Annotated in this window: 13 protein-coding genes; 10 read left to right on the forward strand and 3 right to left on the reverse strand. The window is 60.2% G+C overall.

The genetic code is table 11. The features are described 5' to 3' along the window. Positions 1 to 3: 3 nt before the first annotated feature. The 5 genes from bcsZ to ACJ8OK_RS14955 all read left to right on the forward strand — a co-directional run bounded on the left by bcsZ (position 4) and on the right by ACJ8OK_RS14955 (position 10,131). Entirely contained in the window at positions 4 to 1,116 is a 1,113-nt protein-coding gene (bcsZ, locus tag ACJ8OK_RS14935) for a cellulose synthase complex periplasmic endoglucanase BcsZ (protein ID WP_081877847.1), read from the forward strand. Further along, positions 1,098 to 4,571 (forward strand): cellulose synthase complex outer membrane protein BcsC, encoded by a 3,474-nt coding sequence (bcsC, locus tag ACJ8OK_RS14940; RefSeq protein ID WP_135637703.1) that lies wholly within the window; start codon positions 1,098 to 1,100, stop codon positions 4,569 to 4,571. The genes bcsZ and bcsC overlap by 19 nt, the downstream gene beginning before the upstream one ends. 229 nt (positions 4,572 to 4,800) lie before the next feature. After that, the gene (hmsP, locus tag ACJ8OK_RS14945; RefSeq protein WP_048326554.1) at positions 4,801 to 6,807 is read left to right on the forward strand and encodes a biofilm formation regulator HmsP; all 2,007 of its coding nucleotides are present in this window, start codon (positions 4,801 to 4,803) and stop codon (positions 6,805 to 6,807) included. Positions 6,808 to 7,081: 274 nt separating this feature from the next. Continuing rightward, positions 7,082 to 8,368 (forward strand): dicarboxylate/amino acid:cation symporter, encoded by a 1,287-nt coding sequence (locus ACJ8OK_RS14950; protein ID WP_016929514.1) that lies wholly within the window; start codon positions 7,082 to 7,084, stop codon positions 8,366 to 8,368. A gap of 260 nt (positions 8,369 to 8,628) precedes the next feature. After that, positions 8,629 to 10,131 (forward strand): M16 family metallopeptidase, encoded by a 1,503-nt coding sequence (locus tag ACJ8OK_RS14955; protein WP_033631470.1) that lies wholly within the window; start codon positions 8,629 to 8,631, stop codon positions 10,129 to 10,131. 24 nt (positions 10,132 to 10,155) lie between these two features. On the opposite strand, the gene ppiC is transcribed toward ACJ8OK_RS14955, so the two are convergent. Further along, positions 10,156 to 10,437: a peptidylprolyl isomerase PpiC gene (gene ppiC, locus ACJ8OK_RS14960; RefSeq protein WP_004934175.1), complete on the reverse strand. Its 282-nt coding sequence runs from the start codon at positions 10,435 to 10,437 to the stop codon at positions 10,156 to 10,158. 109 nt (positions 10,438 to 10,546) lie between these two features. On the opposite strand from ppiC, the gene rep reads away from it, so the two are divergent. Next, complete coding sequence (gene rep, locus ACJ8OK_RS14965; protein WP_004934177.1) at positions 10,547 to 12,571, forward strand: DNA helicase Rep; 2,025 nt, start codon at positions 10,547 to 10,549, stop codon at positions 12,569 to 12,571. A 32-nt stretch (positions 12,572 to 12,603) separates the two neighbouring features. Here the strand turns inward: rep and ppx are convergent, their stop codons facing one another. Both ppx and rhlB read right to left on the reverse strand, forming a co-directional pair. Continuing rightward, entirely contained in the window at positions 12,604 to 14,100 is a 1,497-nt protein-coding gene (gene ppx, locus ACJ8OK_RS14970; protein WP_016929512.1) for an exopolyphosphatase, read from the reverse strand. Between the two features lie 5 nt (positions 14,101 to 14,105). Next, positions 14,106 to 15,392, reverse strand: a complete 1,287-nt coding sequence (rhlB, locus tag ACJ8OK_RS14975) for an ATP-dependent RNA helicase RhlB (RefSeq protein ID WP_015376249.1) — start codon at positions 15,390 to 15,392, stop codon at positions 14,106 to 14,108. A gap of 131 nt (positions 15,393 to 15,523) precedes the next feature. Between rhlB and trxA the strand changes: the two genes are divergently transcribed. From trxA to wzzE, 4 genes are all read left to right on the forward strand, one after another. Beyond that, entirely contained in the window at positions 15,524 to 15,850 is a 327-nt protein-coding gene (trxA, locus tag ACJ8OK_RS14980) for a thioredoxin TrxA (RefSeq protein WP_135637704.1), read from the forward strand. Positions 15,851 to 16,250: 400 nt separating this feature from the next. Continuing rightward, complete coding sequence (gene rho, locus ACJ8OK_RS14985; RefSeq protein WP_004934188.1) at positions 16,251 to 17,510, forward strand: transcription termination factor Rho; 1,260 nt, start codon at positions 16,251 to 16,253, stop codon at positions 17,508 to 17,510. Positions 17,511 to 17,806: 296 nt separating this feature from the next. Then, positions 17,807 to 18,904 carry a UDP-N-acetylglucosamine--undecaprenyl-phosphate N-acetylglucosaminephosphotransferase gene (wecA, locus tag ACJ8OK_RS14990; RefSeq protein ID WP_004934192.1) on the forward strand — a complete coding sequence of 366 codons (1,098 nt, stop codon included), beginning with the start codon at positions 17,807 to 17,809 and terminating at the stop codon, positions 18,902 to 18,904. A gap of 20 nt (positions 18,905 to 18,924) precedes the next feature. After that, complete coding sequence (gene wzzE / locus ACJ8OK_RS14995; RefSeq protein ID WP_033631474.1) at positions 18,925 to 19,977, forward strand: ECA polysaccharide chain length modulation protein; 1,053 nt, start codon at positions 18,925 to 18,927, stop codon at positions 19,975 to 19,977. Positions 19,978 to 20,035: the final 58 nt, after the last annotated feature.

Genomic DNA, 20,035 nt, shown 5'->3' on the forward strand with positions numbered 1-20,035 from the left:
GCGGTGAACGCGATGCTGCAACGCCTGTCGCTCGGCATGCTGCTGCTGTGCGCTTTCAGCGCGGCGGCGGCCTGCGAATGGCCGGGCTGGCAACAGTACAAGCAGTTCTACATCAGCCCGCAGGGGCGGGTGATCGACCCGAGCAGCCCGAACAAAATCACCACCTCTGAGGGGCAGAGTTACGGCCTGTTTTTCGCCCTGGTGGCCAATGACCGGCCGACCTTCGACCAGCTGTTGACCTGGACGGAGAACAATCTGGCGGCGGGCGATCTCAGCGCCCGTTTGCCCGCCTGGCTGTGGGGCGAGAGCGACGATAAGCAGTGGAAGGTGCTGGACGCCAACTCGGCGTCGGACGCCGATCTGTGGATCGCTTACAACCTGCTCGAAGCCGGCCGCCTGTGGAAAAGCCGGCGTTATCAAACCCTGGGGACGCTGCTGCTGCAACGCATCGGCCGCGAGGAAGTGGCCGACATTCCCGGCCTGGGCCTGATGCTGCTACCGGGCAAAGTCGGGTTCGTGGCGGAAGATCGCTGGCGGCTGAATCCCAGCTACCTGCCGCCGCAGCTGTTGGCGCGTTTTGCGGCGCTGAACGGCCCATGGCGCGCGATGCGCGAGGTCAATCAACGGCTGTGGCTGGACACCGCGCCGCACGGTTTCTCACCGGATTGGGTGGTGTGGCGGGTCGGCGCCGGTTGGCAGCCGGACACCGTCAAGCCGAACGTCGGCAGCTACGACGCCATTCGGGTTTATCTGTGGGCCGGCATGCTGGCGGACGACGATGAGCACAAGGCGGCGCTGCTTGAACGCTTCCAGCCGATGGCGCAGCTCACTGCCAAGCAGGGCGTGCCGCCGGAGAAAACCGATACCGCCAGCGGCAAAACCACCGGCGACGGCCCGGTCGGTTTCTCCGCTTCTATGCTGCCGATGCTGGCGACGCAGGCTGAAGCGCTGGCGGTGCAGCGGCAGCGCATCAGCGAGCATCCGCCGGGTGACGACGCCTATTTCAGCGCTTCGCTGACGCTGTTCGGTCAGGGATGGGATCAACAACGTTATCGCTTTAATCGTCAGGGTGAATTGCAACCCTCGTGGGACGGCCAATGCACAACTTCAAAATAAACTGGCTGAATTTGATTCCGCTGAGCCTGGCGATGCTGCCGCAGGCGCGCGCTGCGGAGGCCGTGGCCCCGGAACAGTGGCTGCTGGAACAGGTGCGCATTGGCGAGGCCGGCAACAAGGACGATCTGGTGCGCCAGTCGCTGTACCGGCTCGAGCTGATGGATCCGAACAACCCGGACGTGATCGCCGCGCGCATGCGTTTGGCGCTGCGGCAGGGCAACATGGCGCTGGCGCAGCAGCAGCTGGACAAGCTGAAAACTCTCGCGCCGCAGTCCAGCGCTTATCGCCAGGCGCAAATGAACATGCTGCTGACCCAGCCGGAAACCCGGCAGAAGCTGCAGCAGGCGCGCCTGATGGCGACCGCCGGCCGGTTGCCGGAAGCCAAGGCGCAGTACGATGCGCTGTTTCACGGCGAGCCGCCGACGCTCGATCTGGCGGTGGAATACTGGCGGCTGGTGGCGCGTTTGCCGGGGCAGGAGGCGAAGGCGTTAAAGCAACTGCAGGCGCTGGATCAGCAATATTCAGGCAATGTGGCGCTGCGCATGTCGCTGGCGCGCATGCTGTTCAGTCAGAACCAGGACGCGCAGGCCTATGAACTTCTGCAGAAGATCGCCGCCGATCCGGCCGGGCGCGGCGACGCCGCCGATCTGTGGCTGGACAAGGTCAAAGCGATGCCGGTCAGCGCGCAGAGCGTAGCGGCGCTCAACCGTTTCCTCGGCGTATTCGACATCGGCGATCAGGCGATCAGCGCCCGCGAAGAGCTGGCCAGACAGCAGAAGCTGCTGGCCGATCCGGCCTATCAGGCGCGGGTGCGCGGCCTGGCGCAGGTGGATAAAGGCGGCAGCCGGGCGGCTATTCCGGAATTGCAAAAGGCGCTGGCGGCGGCGCCGAACGACGCCGAGGTGCTGGGGGCGCTCGGCCAGGCCTACTCGCGCGCCGGCAACCGCCCGCAGGCGCTGAAGCTGTTCCGCCAGGCGCTGGCGGCCGACAGGAATGGCTACGGCAGCGGCAAATGGCAGAGCCTGATCAAGAGCACCGGCTACTGGCTGGCGATCGACGAGGGCGACAAAGCGCTCAAGGCCGGCAATCTCGCGCTGGCCCGGCAGAAATATCAGCAGGCGCGCCAGCTCGACGACGGCGACGGCGATGCGTTTATCGGCCTGGGCGATGTGGCGGTGGCGAGCAAGGATGACGCCGCGGCGGAAGGGTTTTATCAGCAGGCGTTGCGACGCGATCCCGGCAACGGCAGCGCGCTGCGCGGCCTGGTGAATATCTATCAGCGCCAGTCGCCGGAAAAAGCGCTGGCCTACCTCAACGGCCTGCCGCGCAGCCAACAGGCCAAGCTGCGCAGCACCCTCGACGGACTGCGGCTCGATATGTTGAAGCAGCAGGCGGAGACGCTGGCGGCACAGCAGCAGTGGCAGCAGGCGGCGGAAATCTATCGCCGCGCTCAGCCGATGGATCCCGACGACGTCTGGCTGACCTATCGCTATGCGCAGGCGCTGCGTCAGGCCGGGCAGCCGCAGCAGGCAGACGCTCTGTTCCGGCAGCTGGCGCAGCGCCAACATGCCAATCCGCAGCTGACCTACGCCTATGCGCTCTATCTTTCCGGCAGCGATCGCGACAGGCAGGCGCTGGCGCAGCTCAATACGCTGCCTGCGGCACAGTGGAACGACAACATGCGCGAGCTGGCGCAGCGGCTGAAAATGCAGGCGGTAATCGAGCATGCCGAACGGCTGCGGGCGGCCGGTGACGAACCGGCGGCGGAGGCCTATCTGCGCCGGCAGCCGGCGGACACGCGCATCGATTTGCTGCTGGCCGACTGGGCGCTGGCGCGCGGGGAGTATGCGGCGGCGCTGGACGACTATCAGCGGGTGAAACGGCGTGAGCCGAATAACCCGGATGCGCAGCTGGGCGAGATTGAAGCCTATGTGGCGCAGGGGGATCTGGACGCGGCGCGTCAGCGGCTGAAAACCGAACCGCAGCCACAGGACGCTTCGCTCAACAGCCAGCGGCGAGTCGCCAACGCCTGGGGGGCGGTCGGCGATCCGCAGCAGGCCGAAGCTATCTTCGACCGACTGAAAACGGCGGCGGCTTCGGAGCCCGTCGGACAGACCAAGGCGCTGGTTTACCGTGACGCCGCCCGGCTGGAGCGGGCTCAGCAACAGCCTGAGCGGGCGCAGCAGGATTACCGCCAGGCGATGGTGGCCAGCGGCATCACGCCGACGCTGCCGCAGGATAATGACAGCTACACCTATTTGACGCGCAATAATCCGAGCGACGACTGGCTGAAACGCGGCATCCGCTCCGACGCCGCGGATCTGTATCGACAGCAAGACGTGAACGTCACGCTCGATCACGATTACTGGCGCTCAAGCGGCACCGGCGGCATCTCCGACTTCAACGCGCACGACACCATGCTGCAGGTGGACATGCCGCTGTATGACGGGCGTGCCTTCTTGCGCACCGACACCGTGCTGCTGGATGCCGGCCGCTTTTCGACCGACGGCAGCGGCAAATACTACGAAACCTTCGGCACCTGCCACACGCAAGGGTGCCGCGGCGATGAACACCAGAAAACCACCGGCACCAGCGTGGCGGCCGGCTGGAAAAACGATCGCTGGGCCGCCGACATCGGCACGACGCCGATGGGCTTTGAGGTGGTCGACTGGACCGGCGGCCTGGCCTACAGTGGCGACTGGAACCACATTGGTTGGACGCTGGCAGCTTCGCGACGGCCGATCTCCAGCTCGCTGCTGGCGTTCGGCGGCGCCAAAGACCCGAATACCGGCATCACCTGGGGCGGCGTGCGCGCCACCGGCGTCAGCCTGAGCGCCAGCTACGATCGCGGCGAGGCGAACGGCGTCTGGGCCGATCTCAGCGCGCACCAGATTACCGGCAAAAACGTGGCGGACAACCAGCGGCAGCGGTTGATGGCCGGTTACTACTACAAGCTGATCAACGAAGACAATCGCCGCCTGAGCGTCGGGCTTAATACCATGCTGTGGCACTACCAGAAGGATTTGAGCGGCTATTCGCTGGGGCAGGGCGGCTATTACAGCCCGCAGCAATATCTGTCGCTGTCGCTGCCGGTCAACTACCGCCAGCGCACCGAGAACTGGTCGTGGGAGCTGGGCGGTTCGGTTTCGCTGTCCCATTCGAAAACCGACAGCCAGCGCCGCTATCCGCTGCAGGGGCTGATCCCGGATTCGTTGCCCGATAAGTTCGCCGTCGAGGACGGCAGCTCTTCGAGCGGCGTCGGTTATACCCTGCGGGCGATCGTCGAACGCCGTCTCAGTTCGCACTGGACGCTCGGCGCCGGCATCGATATTCAACAGGCGAAGGACTATACGCCGAGCCACGCGTTGATTTATCTGCGTTATTCCCTGGCCGGCTGGCAAGGGGATCTCGATTTGCCGCCGCAGCCGCTGACGCCTTACGCCGACTTCAAGTAGCCGGAAGGGGAAAGATTCGGAGTGTCGGACGCCGGGGAGTTTTGTTACCCTGTGTCCGGGTCGCGTTTGTTCGCTTTAGGAAAAGACTGAAACCCGCGATTTTCTTGGTTTTGCCTGCGGCATAGCCAGATAAAAACAGCCGATGATCGAGTATACTCAGCCCGGTTCGAGGGGGCGGGTGAGAGTCAGCCCCCTTTTTTGTTTCAGCCCGATTTCACGGAGAGCAGGTTTGCGGGTCAGGCGTTCGTTAACGATTAAGCAGATGGCGACAGTGTCCGGCGTGGCGCTGGTCACGATCTGCATTTTTATCGTGATCCAGTTATTCCACTTTGTGCAGCAGCGCAGGGATGACTACGCCCAGCAACTGGAGAATATCGCTCATTCCGTGCGCCAGCCGCTGGCGGAAGCGGTGCTGCGCATGGACGTGCCGGAAGCCAAAAGGGTGCTGAACACGCTGTTGCCGGTCGGCATTCTCAGCCGGGCGGATATCGTGTTGCCGAACGAGTTTCAGGCGCTGCACGCCAATTTCCCGCCGGAGCGGCCGGTGCCGACGCTGATCGCCCGGCTGTTTGAGCTGCCTATCCAAATTTCCGTGCCGCTCTATTCGCTGGAGCGGGTGCCCGCCAACCAGCAGCCGCTGGCCTATCTGGTGCTGCAGGCCGATTCGTTCCGCATGTACCAGTTTATCCTCAGCATTTTGTCGACCATGCTGTCGACCTATCTGCTGCTGGCGCTGATCCTGTCGGTGGCCATCACCTGGTGCATGAACCGGTTGATGGTGCATCCGCTGCGCGCGATGGCCAAAGAGCTGGAGAACATCTCGCAGGACGAAGCGCCCTATCACCAGCTGATGCTGCCGGCGCTGCACCAGGACGACGAGCTCGGCCTGCTGGTGCGCAATTACAACCGCAATCAACAGACGCTGGCCAAGGCGCATGCCGATATGAGCCGCCTGAGTACCCGCCACCCGGTGACCGAACTGCCGAATCCTGCATTGCTGAACGCGTTGCTGGAACAGCATATCGCCTCCAGTCTGCGCCCTGAGCGTTTTAACCTGCTGGTGATCGGCATCGAGACGCTGCATGAAGCGTCTGGCGTGATGAGCCCGGCGATGCGTGAAGCACTGCTGCTGGCGCTGGCGAAGAAGCTGCGCGGCTGCATCGACGAAAACGGCGTGCTGGCACAGCTGAGCAATACCGAATTCGCCATTCTGGCCAAGGGCATTGAGCGGCCGTTCCACGCCATGCAGCTGGCGCGGCGCATCATGGCGGAGATCAATGCGCCGTTGACGCTGGAAGGTCTGGCGCTGCGGCCCAACGCCAGCATCGGCATCGCGCACTACCTCAATCAGGGGGAGAGCGCGGAGCAGCTGCTGCGCAGCGCCACCTCGGCGATGATGTCCGCGCACCGCGAAGGAAAAAATCAGATCCTGTTCTTCGAACCCAGCCTGACGGAACGCACGCAGAAGCGGCTGACGCAGGAGAGCGAGATCCTGCACGGCATCGAGCAGCGGCATTTCACGCTGTTCCTGCAGCCACAGATCGACATGCAGTCCAACGAGGTGATCGGCGCCGAAGCGCTGCTGCGTTGGCAGCAGTATGACGGCAGCTATACCCTGCCGGCCGACGTTATCCCGCTCGCGGAAGAGCTGGGCGTGATCGTGCCTCTCGGCAACTGGGTGCTGGAAGAGTCTTGCCGTATCCTGGCGGACTGGCAGCAGCGCGGCATTGCGCTGCCGCTGGCGGTTAACGTTTCCGGTATTCAGATGCAGGATGAAGCGTTCGTCCCGCATCTGAAAAACCTGCTGGCGCAGTATCGGATCGATCCGCGCAAGCTGCTGCTGGAGATCACCGAGACGGTACGCATCGACGATCTCGATCGCGCCTTGGCGCTGCTGCGCGAGCTGCACGACCTGGGGCTGTCGATCGCGCTGGACGACTTCGGCATGGGCTATTCCAGCCTGGAGTACCTCAACCGCTTGAAATCCCTGCCGATCGATTTGATTAAGATCGACCGCAGTTTCATTCAGGGGCTGCCGGCCGACGATGCGATGGTGCGCATCGTCAGTTCGATCTCCGAAGTGCTGGCGTTGCCGGTGATGGCCGAAGGCGTGGAAAACGCCGAACAGCGCGACTGGCTGCTGCAGCACGGCATTCGCAGTGGGCAAGGATTCCTGTTCGCCCGGCCGCTGCCGCGCGAAGCGTTCGAAGCCGAGTTTTGCCGCGCGGCGCCGTGAGCGTCGCGATACCTTTCCGGTACTTTTCCTCGTCCGAAAATCGCCATTCTTTACCTACCTCTTTTGCGTTAGTGCAAACAAAGGCTTACGCAATTTTCAGCTTTGCACCCCGACTGACGCGTTTCAGCTCTTAAATTCACATCAACCCCACACGGTGGGTGCAACAAATTATTTCCATGTTGTTAAGTGGGTGTTATTTTCCGCGCAAGCGATGAACAGGCTGGATTTTTAGACTGCTGCCTGATGCGTGTCTTCCCCCCCATAGGATGTTCATATGAAAACAACGATCTTTAAGAGCCTCTATTTTCAGGTGCTGACGGCGATCACGCTGGGTATCCTGCTTGGCCATTTCTACCCTGACCTCGGCGCCGAGATGAAACCTCTGGGCGATGGCTTCGTCAAACTGATCAAGATGATCATCGCGCCGGTGATCTTCTGCACCGTGGTGACCGGCATCGCCGGCATGGAAAGCATGAAGGCGGTGGGGCGCACCGGCGCCATCGCGCTGCTGTATTTTGAAATCGTCAGCACCATCGCGCTGATTATCGGCCTGGTGATCGTCAACCTGGTGCAACCGGGCGCCGGCATGAACGTCGATCCCGGCACGCTGGACGCCAAAGCGGTGGCAGTCTACGCCGAGCAGGCGCAGCAGCAGGGCATCATTCCGTTCCTGCTGGACATCATCCCCGGCAGCGTGATCGGCGCGTTCGCCAGCGGCAACATTCTTCAGGTGCTGCTGTTCGCGGTACTGTTCGGCTTCGCCCTGCATCGTCTGGGCGACAAAGGGCAGCTGATCTACAACGTGATCGACAGCTTCTCGCGGGTGATTTTCGGCATCATCAACATGATCATGCGCCTGGCGCCGCTGGGGGCCTTCGGCGCCATGGCGTTTACCATCGGTAAATACGGCGTCGGCACGCTGGTGCAACTCGGCCAACTGATCGTGTGCTTCTATATCACCTGCATCCTGTTCGTGGTGGTGGTGTTGGGCAGCATCGCCCGCGCCAACGGCTTCAGCATCTTCAAATTCGTCAACTACATCAAAGAAGAGCTGCTGATCGTGCTGGGAACCTCGTCGTCCGAATCCGCGCTGCCGCGCATGCTGGATAAAATGGAGAAGTTGGGCTGCAAGAAATCGGTGGTGGGTCTGGTGATCCCGACCGGATACTCCTTCAACCTGGATGGCACCTCTATCTACCTGACCATGGCTGCGGTGTTTATCGCTCAGGCGACCAACACCCACATGGATATCATGCATCAGATTACCCTGCTGGTGGTGTTGCTGCTCTCCTCCAAAGGGGCGGCGGGCGTGACCGGCAGCGGCTTTATCGTGTTGGCCGCCACCATCTCCGCCGTAGGCCACCTGCCACTGGCCGGCCTGGCGCTGATCCTCGGCATCGACCGCTTTATGTCGGAAGCCCGCGCGCTGACCAACCTGGTGGGCAATGGCGTGGCGACCGTGGTCGTGGCCAAATGGTGTAATCAGCTGGATGAGAAACAGCTGAAAGACACCCTGAACAACAAAAACACCGGCGCGGACAAAACGCTGCCTTCCGCCTGATTTCGGCGGTAAATCACCGGCCGCAGCCGCGGCCGGTGAGCTTCTTCCCCTGCCTCGTAACGATTTTTTGCATTAAAAACCCCGCAATCTATTATTTTTCACTCTAATGAGTGACATCCGCAAAGGCGCGCGGTCTAACACGATGGTACACTTTCTGCTTTCCGCCCCACTGTGAAACTCAGGGCGTATTTTTATGATTCCATTGAATGGAATACACGCATTTGCATAAGAAATTGGATAGTCATTAAGTAGGGGTTCACATGCAGGGCACCAGAATTCATCTTATAGTTGGTGGGCTGCTACTGGCGGCAGCCAGTAGCAGCGTGCAGGCTGAAGCACTACAACCCGATCCTGCCTGGCAGCAGGGGGCGCTGGCCAACGGGTTTTCATGGCAGATTCTCGATACGCCGCAGCGGCCAAGCGACCGCGTGGAACTGCGGCTGATCGTCAATACCGGCTCTCTGGTGGAGTCTTCGCAGCAGACCGGTTTCGCCCATCTGCTGCCGCGGCTGGCGTTGGCGCGCAGCGAAAGCTTTACCGCGCCGCAGCTGCGCGCCCTGTGGCAACAGAGCGTGGATAACGAGCGGCCGCTGCCGCCGGCGATCATCTCGTATGATTTCACCATGTATAACCTCAGCCTGCCGAACAACCGGCCCGACCTGCTGAAAGAAGCGCTGGCCTGGCTGGCGGACACCACCGGCAAACTGGCGATCGACGAGCATACGGTGCACGCGGTGATGAATTCCAGCATCAATCCGGTCGGCACTTTCCCGCCCAATACCCAAGATGCCTGGTGGCGTTACCGCCTGAAAGGCTCGACGTTGCTGGCGCACGATCCGGCGCAGCCGGCGAAACGGCCGGTCAATCTCGAGCAGCTGAAGAAATTCTATCAACAGTGGTATACCCCGGACGCCATGACGCTGTTCGTGGTCGGCAAGGTCGACAGCCGCAGCCTGGGCGAGCAGATCAACAAGGCGTTCTCGCCGCTGCAGGGCAAACGTGAAACCCCGGCCCCGATGCCGACCCTGACGCCGCTGCCGCAGCAGCCGGTGAGCTTGATCAGCGAGCAGGTGAAACAGGATACGCTGTCGATCATGTGGGATTCGCCGTGGCACCCGATTCGCGATTCGCAGAGCCTGCTCCGTTACTGGCGTGGCGATCTCGCCCGCGAGGCGCTGTTCTGGCATCTTCAGCAGACGCTGGAAAAAAGCGACCAGAAGAGCCTGCATCTGGGCTTTGACTGCCGCGTGCAGTACCAGCGGGGGCAGTGCGCCATCCATCTGGATACGCCGAACAACAATCTGAACGGCAGCCTGGGCTTTATCGCCCGCGAGCTGGCCAACGTGCGTGATAACGGTCTGTCGAAAGAGGAATTCGATGCGCTGCTGGCGCAGAAAAACGATCAGCTGAGCAAGCTGTTCGCCACCTACGCCCGCACCGACACCGATGTGCTGATGAGCCAGCGCCTGCGTTCGCAGCAGAGCGGGGTGGTGGATATCGCGCCGGAGCTGTATCAGAAATTGCGCCAGGAATTCCTGGCCAGCCTGACGCTGGAGACGCTGAATCAGGCGCTGAAGCTGCAGCTGTCTCAGGAGGCGACGCTGGTGCTGATGCAGCCGAAGGGCGAGCCGGAAATGAGCATGAAGCAGCTGCAGGAAACCTATGACGGCATCATGATGCCGGCGCCGGCGGTGGTGACGGAAGAAGCCAAACCGGCCGACACCGCGGTGGCTGCGCCGACGACGGACGCCGGCGCGCAGTAATTCGCAGCAGGGGGCGCAGGCCCCCTAGTTGCGGTACAGCACCTTGATGATGTGGTAACCGAACTGGGTTTTGACCGGGCCGTAAGGTTTGAGCAGCGGTATGCTGAACACCGCTTTATCGAACGCCGGCACCATCGCGCCCTTGTTGAATTCGCCCAGCGAGCCGCCGTTGCGTTTTGACGGGCAGCTCGAATATTTGCGTGCCAGCGTGTCGAAGCTGACGCCGCGCTTCAGCTTGGCCAGCAGCTCGTTGGCCAGCTTTTCATTGTCTACCAGAATGTGCAGGGCGCACGCCGTTTTTGCCATGGTATTGCCTTTGTCGATGCGAAAATTGCGCTGATTATACCCGCTAAATCTCATCGGCGCTTTCTGCTACAATTCCCTTCCACGTTTTACAGTTGAGCAAGCCAGCACCATGCGATTAAACCCCAGCCAACAACAAGCCGTCGAATTCGTTACCGGGCCCTGCCTGGTGTTGGCCGGCGCCGGTTCCGGCAAGACGCGCGTTATCACCAACAAGATAGCCCACCTGATCCACCACTGCGGCTATCAGGCGCGGCACATCGCCGCCGTGACCTTTACCAACAAGGCCGCGCGCGAGATGAAAGAGCGCGTGTCGCAAACCCTGGGTCGCAAAGAGGCGCGCGGGCTGATGATTTCCACCTTCCATACCCTGGGGCTGGAGATCATCAAGCGGGAATACGTGGCGTTGGGGATGAAGTCAAACTTCTCGCTGTTCGACGATCAGGATCAGCTGGCGCTGTTGAAAGAGCTGACCGAAAAGTGGCTGGAAAGCGACAAAACGCTGGTGGCGCAGCTGATTTCGACCATCTCCAACTGGAAAAACGACCTGATCGATCCCCAGCGGGCGGCAGAGTTGGCGCGCTCGGAACGCGACAAGCTGTTCGCCCACTGCTACGGTCTTTACCACGCCCATATGCGGGCGTGCAATGTGCTGGACTTCGATGACTTGATCCTGCTGCCGACGCTGCTGTTGCAACGCAACGAAGAGGTGCGCGAACGCTGGCAGCAGCGCATCCGCTATCTGCTGGTGGATGAGTACCAGGATACCAACACCAGTCAGTACGAGCTGGTGAAGCTGCTGGTGGGCAACCGCGCGCGCTTTACCGTGGTGGGCGACGACGACCAGTCGATCTACTCCTGGCGCGGCGCGCGGCCGCAGAACCTGGTGCTGCTGAAGGAAGATTTCCCGGCGCTGCAGGTGATCAAGCTGGAGCAAAACTACCGTTCCAGCGAGCGCATTCTGAAGGCGGCCAACATTCTGATCGCCAATAACCCGCACGTATTTGAAAAGCGGCTGTTTTCTGAGCTGGGGTATGGCGAAGAGCTGAAGGTGGTGACCGCCAACAATGAGGATCACGAAGCCGAGCGGGTGGTGGGGGAGCTTATCGCCCACCACTTCGTGAAAAAGACCAATTACGGCGACTATGCGATCCTGTACCGCGGCAACCACCAGTCGCGGGTGTTTGAAAAGATGCTGATGCAGAACCGTATCCCGTACAAGATTTCCGGCGGCACCTCGTTCTTCTCGCGCCCCGAGATCAAGGATCTGCTGGCTTACCTGCGCGTGCTGACCAACCCGGAAGACGACAGCGCCTTCCTGCGCATCGTCAATACCCCCAAGCGCGAGATCGGCCCGGCAACGCTGCAGAAGCTTGGCGAGTGGGCCAACCAGCGCAACAAAAGTTTGTTCCATGCCAGCTTCGATCTGGGGCTGAGCCAGCACTTGACCGGACGCGGGCTGGAATCGCTGCAGCGCTTCACCCATTGGCTGGGCGGCATCGCCCAGCAGGCGGAACGTGAGCCGGTGGCGGCGGTGCGCGATCTGATCCGCGGCGTGGATTATGAGAGCTGGCTGTTTGAAACCTCGACCAGCCCGAAGGCCGCCGAAATGCGGATGAAAAACGTCAACACGCTGTTCGGTTGGATGACGGAAATGCTGGAAGGCAACGATCTGGACGAGCCGATGACGCTGACCCAGGTCGTGACGCGCTTCACCCTGCGTGACATGATGGAACGCGGCGAAAGTGAAGAGGAGCTGGATCAGGTGCAGCTGATGACGCTGCACGCCTCAAAGGGACTGGAGTTCCCTTACGTATTCCTGGTGGGCATGGAGGAGGGGCTGCTGCCGCACCAGAGCAGCATCGACGAAGACAATGTCGATGAAGAGCGGCGTCTGGCCTATGTAGGGATCACCCGCGCGCAAAAAGAGCTGATTTTCACCCTGTGCCGCGAGCGCCGCCAGTACGGCGAGCTGGTGCGGCCGGAGCCGAGCCGGTTCCTGCTGGAGCTGCCGCAGGACGATTTGGCGTGGGAAACCGAACGCAAAGTGGTGAGCCCGCAGGAGCGGATGCAGAAGGGGCAGAGCCATCTGGCCAATATCCGCGCCCAGCTGGCCAAGGCCAAAGGCGGGAATTAAAAAGAAAGGGCGCTCATCGCGCCCTGGTCATGTCAACGTTGTTCTTCCAACCGCAGCGTCCAGTGGACGTAGCTCTGCCAGTGGCTTTCCTGCTCCAGCGCCTCGGCGCGCAGCGGATGCTGTTCCAGCCAACCCGGCGGCAAGATCACCGTCAGTTCATCGTCCTGATTGGCGCGTAACCGCACCGCCGGCAGCGTGTCGTCGCGGCGGCGGCTGGCGAAGATGATCGCCAGGCGCAAAATGCGGCACAGGCGCTGCGCAGTGCGCGGCGGCAGGGCGTTTTGCTGGTTCAACAGCGACAGGTCGAGGGTGTTGCTCTGATTTTGCAGCAGGGTGGCCAGCAGTTTTTTCTGCGCCGGGGTAAAGCCGGGTAAGTCCAGGTGGCGGATCAGGTAGGCGGCGTGTTGCGGCGCCTGCTTGAAATCGACGCTGAGGCCGAGTTCGTGAATCAGACTGGCGCTGTGCAACAGCTCGCGACATCGCGCATCCAGCTGCCACTCGTTGGCGACCTGCTGGGAGAAGTTGGCGGCGAGCTGGCTGACGCGTTCGGCCTGCTCGGTGTCGATCAGGTAGCGGCGCTGCAGGTTGCGGATGGTGCGGATGCGAATATCCTGCTCCACCGGCAGATGCAACATGCCGTAAACCAGACCTTCACGCAGCGCCCCGCCGGCCAGCATCATGCTCTCGATGCCCAGCTCCTGGAAGATGGCCAACAGGATGGACAGGCCGCTCGGGAACACCAGCGCGCGCTCCAGCGTCAACCCTTCGATCTCCAGCTCTTCCAGCTTGCCGCACTGAATGGCGCGCTGTTTCAGCTGGCGCAGTTTGGGCAGGGTGATGCGCTCATCCATGCCCTGCGCCACCATGATCTCCTGCAGCGCTTGCACGGTGCCGGAAGCGCCGACGCAGATCTGCCAACCTTGCTGGCGCAATTGCGGTGCGATCGGCCGCACCATGTCGCGCGCGGCCTGTTCGGCACGCTCGAAGTTTTCTTGCCCAAGGTTGCGATCGCTGAAGTAGCGTTCCAGCCAGGTGACGCAGCCCATCGACAGGCTATACAGCTGCGTTGCCTGTGCGCCGGTGCCGGTGACCAGTTCGGTGCTGCCGCCGCCGATGTCGACGACCAGCCGACGATCCGGCCCGCCGGTGGTGTGCGCGACGCCGTGATAGATCAGCCGTGCCTCTTCTTCGCCGCTGATCACCTGTACCGGGCAGCCGAGGATTTGCTCGGCGGCCTGCAGGAACTCATCGGCGTTGGACGCCAGACGCAGCGTGGCGGTGGCGACGACGCGGATCTGCTCGCGCGGAATGTCCTGCAGGCGTTCCGAGAACAGCCGCAGGCACTGCCAGCCGCGTTGCATGGCCTCATGCGACAGGTGATTGTTCTGATCCAGCCCGGCCGCCAGGCGCACTTTGCGCTTGATCCGCGCCAGAGTCTGAATGCTGCCGGCCACCTCGCGCACTACCAACATGTGGAAGCTGTTGGAGCCGAGATCGATGGCAGCATAAAGCGTGCTGGAACTGAGCATGGCGATCAGCTCGAACGTTTACGGTTGTTGCGCGGCGCGCCGCCGCGACGAGGCGCGGAGTTGCGACGTGGGCCGTTGCCGCCGCGCGGGCGCGACAGGCGCTTCGGCGCCGGCAAATCGGTCAGCAGCGCATCGCTGTTGTACTTGCTCACCGGAATGCTGTGGTCGATATAGGTCTCGATCGCCGGCAGGTTGAGCGCATACTCTTCACACGCCAGGCTGATGGAGTGGCCGCTGGCGCCTGCGCGGCCGGTACGGCCGATGCGGTGCACGTAGTCTTCGCAGTCGTCAGGCAGGTCGTAGTTGAAGACGTGCGTGACGGAAGGGATGTGCAGACCGCGCGCCGCGACGTCGGTGGCGACCAGAATATCGAGATTGCCTTTGGTGAAGTCGTCGAGGATGCGCAGGCGTTTTTTCTGCGCCACGTCACCGGTCAGCAGGCCCACGCGGTGACCGTCGGCGGCCAGATGGCCCCAGATGTCTTCGCAGCGGTGCTTGGTGTTGGCAAAGATGATGGCGCGATCCGGCCACTCTTCTTCGATCAGCGTCTGCAGCAGACGCATTTTTTCTTCGTTGGACGGGTAGAACAGCTCTTCTTTAATGCGGTGGCCGGTTTTCTGTTCCGGTTCCACTTCAACATATTCGGCGTTGTTCATCTGCTCGAAGGCCAGTTCGCGTACGCGATAGGACAGGGTAGCGGAGAACAGCATGTTCAGGCGTTGATCGGCCGCAGGCATGCGGCGGAACAGCCAACGGATGTCTTTGATAAAGCCAAGATCGTACATGCGATCGGCTTCATCCAGCACGACGACCTGCATCGCGCCGAGATCGACATAGTTCTGTTTGGTGTAATCGATTAAACGGCCGGTGGTGCCAATCAGAATGTCCACGCCGCTTTCCAGCACTTTCAGCTGTTTGTCGTAGCCGTCGCCGCCGTAGGCCAGGCCCAGTTTCAGGCCGGTGCTCTGGGAGAGCGCTTCCGCATCGGAGTGGATTTGCACCGCCAGTTCACGCGTAGGCGCCATGATCAAGGCGCGCGGCTGATTGGTCTGGCGATCCTGTTTCGCCGGGTGAGTCAGCAAATAGTGAAAAGTAGACGCCAAAAACGCCAGCGTCTTTCCGGTACCGGTTTGCGCCTGACCTGCAACGTCACGCCCGGAGAGCGTGAGCGGCAATGCTAACGCCTGGATGGGCGTGCAATTGTGAAACCCTTTTTTCTCAAGGGCTTCAAGGACTAACGGGTGCAGGGCGAAGTCGGAAAACTTCTGTTCGGTCAAGTGTGTTTTGCTCATAGTGTGGTAGAATATCAGCTAACTATTGCTTTACGAAAGCACATCCGTTGAAATAAACGCGGTGCAATAAAATCACCTTGAGTTGGTTAATGCTACACCAACAAGGTAGACATAATCCTGTGGAGTAGAACATGAGCGATAAAATTATTCACCTGACTGACAGCAGCTTCGAATCTGACGTGCTGAAAGCGGAAGGGCCGATCCTGGTCGATTTCTGGGCTGAATGGTGTGGGCCGTGCAAGATGATTGCTCCGATTCTGGATGAGATTGCCGAAGAGTTCGAAGGCAAACTGACCATCACCAAGCTGAATATCGATCAGAACCCGGCTACCGCGCCTAAGTACGGTATCCGTGGCATCCCTACGCTGTTGCTGTTCAAGAACGGTGAAGTGGCCGCGACCAAGGTTGGCGCGTTGTCCAAAGGTCAGCTCAAAGATTTCCTGAACGCGAATCTGTAATCGGGCGGGAAGCCCAGTATCAGGCGCCTGGCGGTGATGTTCAATTCACCGCTAGACGCCTGCCAAGAAGCGTGTTAAGTTTAACCACACTGCATATAGAACTTGCCCGAAGTTTTAAATCTAAAGAGTTTGAATCTAAAGCTATACTCTGTGTCGAACCACTGGCGTTGAAAGTAAACTGAACTCAGCCCGTGTTTTGGCAATCAAACGGTTTTGCAAAAATCATTTTTAAGGTACCTTCGATCTTCAACCGTCAATGCGTGCGCCCGATGTAAGCCATTTCTTACCGCGACGGCTCTGCGCCCGGTGATCGAACGTCCAGTAAACAGGCACGCATTTCGCTGCCATACCATTCACGATACAAGTTCGAGACATACCCCGAGTTTAAGAACCCACCACTATGAATCTTACCGAATTAAAGAATACGCCGGTTTCTGAGCTGATTACTCTCGGCGAAAATATGGGGCTGGAAAACCTTGCCCGCATGCGCAAGCAGGACATTATCTTCTCCATTCTGAAGCAACATGCGAAAAGCGGAGAAGATATCTTCGGCGACGGCGTGCTCGAGATATTGCAGGATGGATTCGGTTTCCTCCGCTCTGGAGACAGTTCCTACCTCGCCGGTCCCGACGACATCTACGTATCCCCTAGCCAAATCCGCCGCTTCAACCTCCGCACTGGTGACACCATTTCCGGTAAGATTCGTCCGCCAAAAGAAGGCGAGCGCTATTTTGCCCTGTTGAAAGTCAACGAAGTCAACTACGACAAGCCGGAAAACGCCCGCAGCAAGATCCTGTTCGAGAACTTGACGCCGCTGCACGCCAATTCCCGTCTGCGGATGGAGCGCGGCAACGGCTCGACCGAAGACCTGACGGCGCGCGTACTGGATCTGGCGGCGCCTATTGGCCGCGGCCAGCGTGGCCTGATCGTGGCACCGCCGAAAGCCGGTAAAACCATGCTGCTGCAGAATATCGCGCAGAGCATCGCCTACAACCACCCAGACTGCGTGCTGATGGTGCTGCTGATCGACGAACGTCCGGAAGAAGTGACCGAGATGCAGCGCCTGGTGAAAGGCGAAGTGATCGCCTCGACCTTCGACGAGCCGGCTTCGCGTCACGTGCAAGTGGCCGAAATGGTGATCGAGAAGGCCAAGCGCCTGGTTGAGCACAAGAAAGACGTGATCATTCTGCTCGACTCCATCACCCGTCTGGCGCGTGCTTACAACACCGTGGTGCCGGCCTCTGGCAAGGTGCTGACCGGTGGTGTGGACGCCAACGCCCTGCATCGTCCGAAGCGTTTCTTCGGTGCGGCGCGTAACGTGGAAGAGGGCGGCAGCCTGACCATCATCGCGACCGCGCTGGTTGATACCGGTTCGAAGATGGACGAAGTGATCTACGAAGAATTTAAAGGTACCGGCAACATGGAATTGCATCTGGCGCGTAAAATCGCCGAGAAACGCGTATTCCCTGCGATCGATTACAACCGCTCCGGTACCCGTAAAGAAGAGCTGCTCACCACTTCCGAAGAGCTGCAGAAAATGTGGATCCTGCGCAAAATCATTCACCCGATGGGTGAGATTGACGCGATGGAGTTCCTCATTAATAAGTTGGCGATGACTAAAACCAACGATGAATTCTTCGATATGATGAAACGCTCATAATTCGTTAAAAAATTCGCTGAACGCCACGCCTAGTCGTGGCGTTTTTCGCTTTTGGCGGATACGATAAGTAGCAGTAATGGAAAAGTAAGTTGTTTCCTCGACTTATTGAGAATTCATCTTGTTTGTCGGTCGGCCCGGTGCCGGTCGGCTTTGCTGCTGTCGTTTTGTCAGCCGATGCGAAGAAAATAGGCATGAATCACCGTTGTCATAGGAAATGACCGAAAGGTGGCGGGGGCCGATGGCACAAGCTATTGCCCGTGGTAAGCTGCCTTATCTTCTACAGAGATCTGTTAACTGTGAACTTACTCACTATGAGTACTGAAATTCTATTTGTTTTCCTGTTTTCTTTGGCTTTTCTCTTTGTTGCCCGCAAGGCGGCAAAACGTATTGGTCTGGTAGATAAACCCAATTATCGCAAACGCCATCAGGGGTTGATTCCGCTGGTCGGCGGTATTTCCGTTTATGCCGGGTTGTGCTTCGCGTTTTGGATCTCTGAACAACCCATCGCACACGCCAAGCTTTATCTCACCTGCGCCGGCATTCTGGTGTTTGTGGGCGCGCTCGACGATCGTTTCGACATCAGCGTTAAAATTCGCGCCCTGGTGCAGGCGCTGGTCGGCATCGCGATGATGGTGTTCGCCGGTCTGTATCTGCGCAGCTTCGGCCATGTGCTGGGTGACTGGGAGATGTTGCTGGGGCCGTTCGGCTATCTGGTGACGCTGTTCGCGGTATGGGCGGCGATCAACGCCTTCAACATGGTCGACGGCATCGATGGCCTGCTGGGCGGTTTGTCGTGCGTTTCCTTCGGGGCGCTGGGCCTGCTGCTGTACCTGAGCGGCCATCATGAACTGGCGTTCTGGTGCTTTGCGATGATCGCCACCATCGTTCCCTATATTTTGCTCAACCTCGGCATCCTCGGCCGCCGTTATAAGGTGTTTATGGGGGACGCCGGCAGCACCCTGATCGGCTTTACCGCCATTTGGCTGCTGCTGCAAAGCTCGCAGGGTAAGGCACACTCGATCAACCCGGTGACCGCGCTGTGGATCATCGCTATTCCGCTGATGGACATGATAGCAATCATGTACCGTCGTTTACGCAAGGGGATGAGCCCCTTCTCTCCCGATCGTCAACATATTCACCACCTGATCATGCGCGCCGGCTTTACGCCGCGGCAGGCTTTCGTGTTGATCACCCTGGCGGCCGCATTGCTGGCGGCGGTGGGCGTGATCGGCGAACGCCTGACTTTTATCCCTGAGTGGGTTATGTTGGCATTATTCTTGCTTGCCTTCTTCCTGTACGGTTACTGCATCAAGCGCGCCTGGCGGGTTGCGCGGTACATTAAGCGTATCAAGCGCCGGCTGCGGCGTTCGAGCGATAACAAGCAAGTATCTTAACCAGAGGCTTTTTGGCTGTGATGAATCCAGAAACAACGTCTGACAAGCATACCCCGGCGGTGGATAACGAACTCGATATCCGCGGCCTGTGCTGCACCCTGTGGCGCGGCAAACCGTGGATTATCGGCATTGCGGTGCTGTTCGCGGCGGTCGCGCTGATCGTTTCTTACCTGGTTAAGCAAGAGTGGAGCGCGACCGCAATCACCGACAAACCCACGGTGAATGCGCTGGGCGGTTACTATTCCCAGCAGCAGTTCCTGCGCAACCTGGACGTGCGCACGTTGCCGGCGACGGCCGGCGATCAGCCGAGCATCGCGGATGAAGCGTACAATGAGTTCATCATGCAGCTGGCGGCTTACGACACGCGTCGCGATTTCTGGCTGCAGAGCGATTACTACAAACAGCGCCAGGAAGGGGATGCCCGCGCCGATGCGGCATTGCTCGACGAGCTGATCAATAACATTCTGTTCACGCCGCGCGACGACAAAAAAGTCCCGAACGATGGCGTGAAGCTAACGGCGGAAACCGCCGCAGACGCCAACCGCCTGCTGCGTCAATACGTGGCCTTCGCCAGCCACCGCGCTGCTCTGCATCTGAACGAAGAGATTCAGGGGGCGTGGGCTGCTCGCACTACCTCGATGAAAGCGCAGGTCAAGCGTCAGGAAGCGGTGGCGGAGTCGGTTTACAAGCGCGAGCTGAACACCACGCAGCAGGCGTTGAAAATTGCCGAGAGCCAGGGGATCAGCCGCACGCAAACCGACACCCCGGCAGAACAGTTGCCGGATTCGGATCTGTTCCTGCTGGGCCGGCCAATGCTGCAGGCGCGTCTGGAAGGCCTGCAGGCCTCCGGCCCGACCTACGATCTGGATTACGATCAGAATCGCGCAATGTTGGCGACGCTGAACGTTGGCCCGACGTTGGATGAGAAGTTCCAGACCTATCGTTATTTGCGCACGCCGGAAGAGCCGGTAAAACGCGACAGCCCGCGCCGGGTATTCTGGCTGATTCTGTGGGGCGCGATGGGCGCTTTGGTTGGCGCGGGTGTTGCCTTGGCGCGTCGGCCGCGTAGTTAAAAAATAATATAATAATCTGATGCAGGGCGCGTGAGCGCCCCATTCGCAGGCGGGGCCT

Source organism: Serratia sp. CY71090, from assembly GCF_052166845.1.
Classification (GTDB): Bacteria; Pseudomonadota; Gammaproteobacteria; order Enterobacterales; family Enterobacteriaceae; genus Serratia; species Serratia nematodiphila.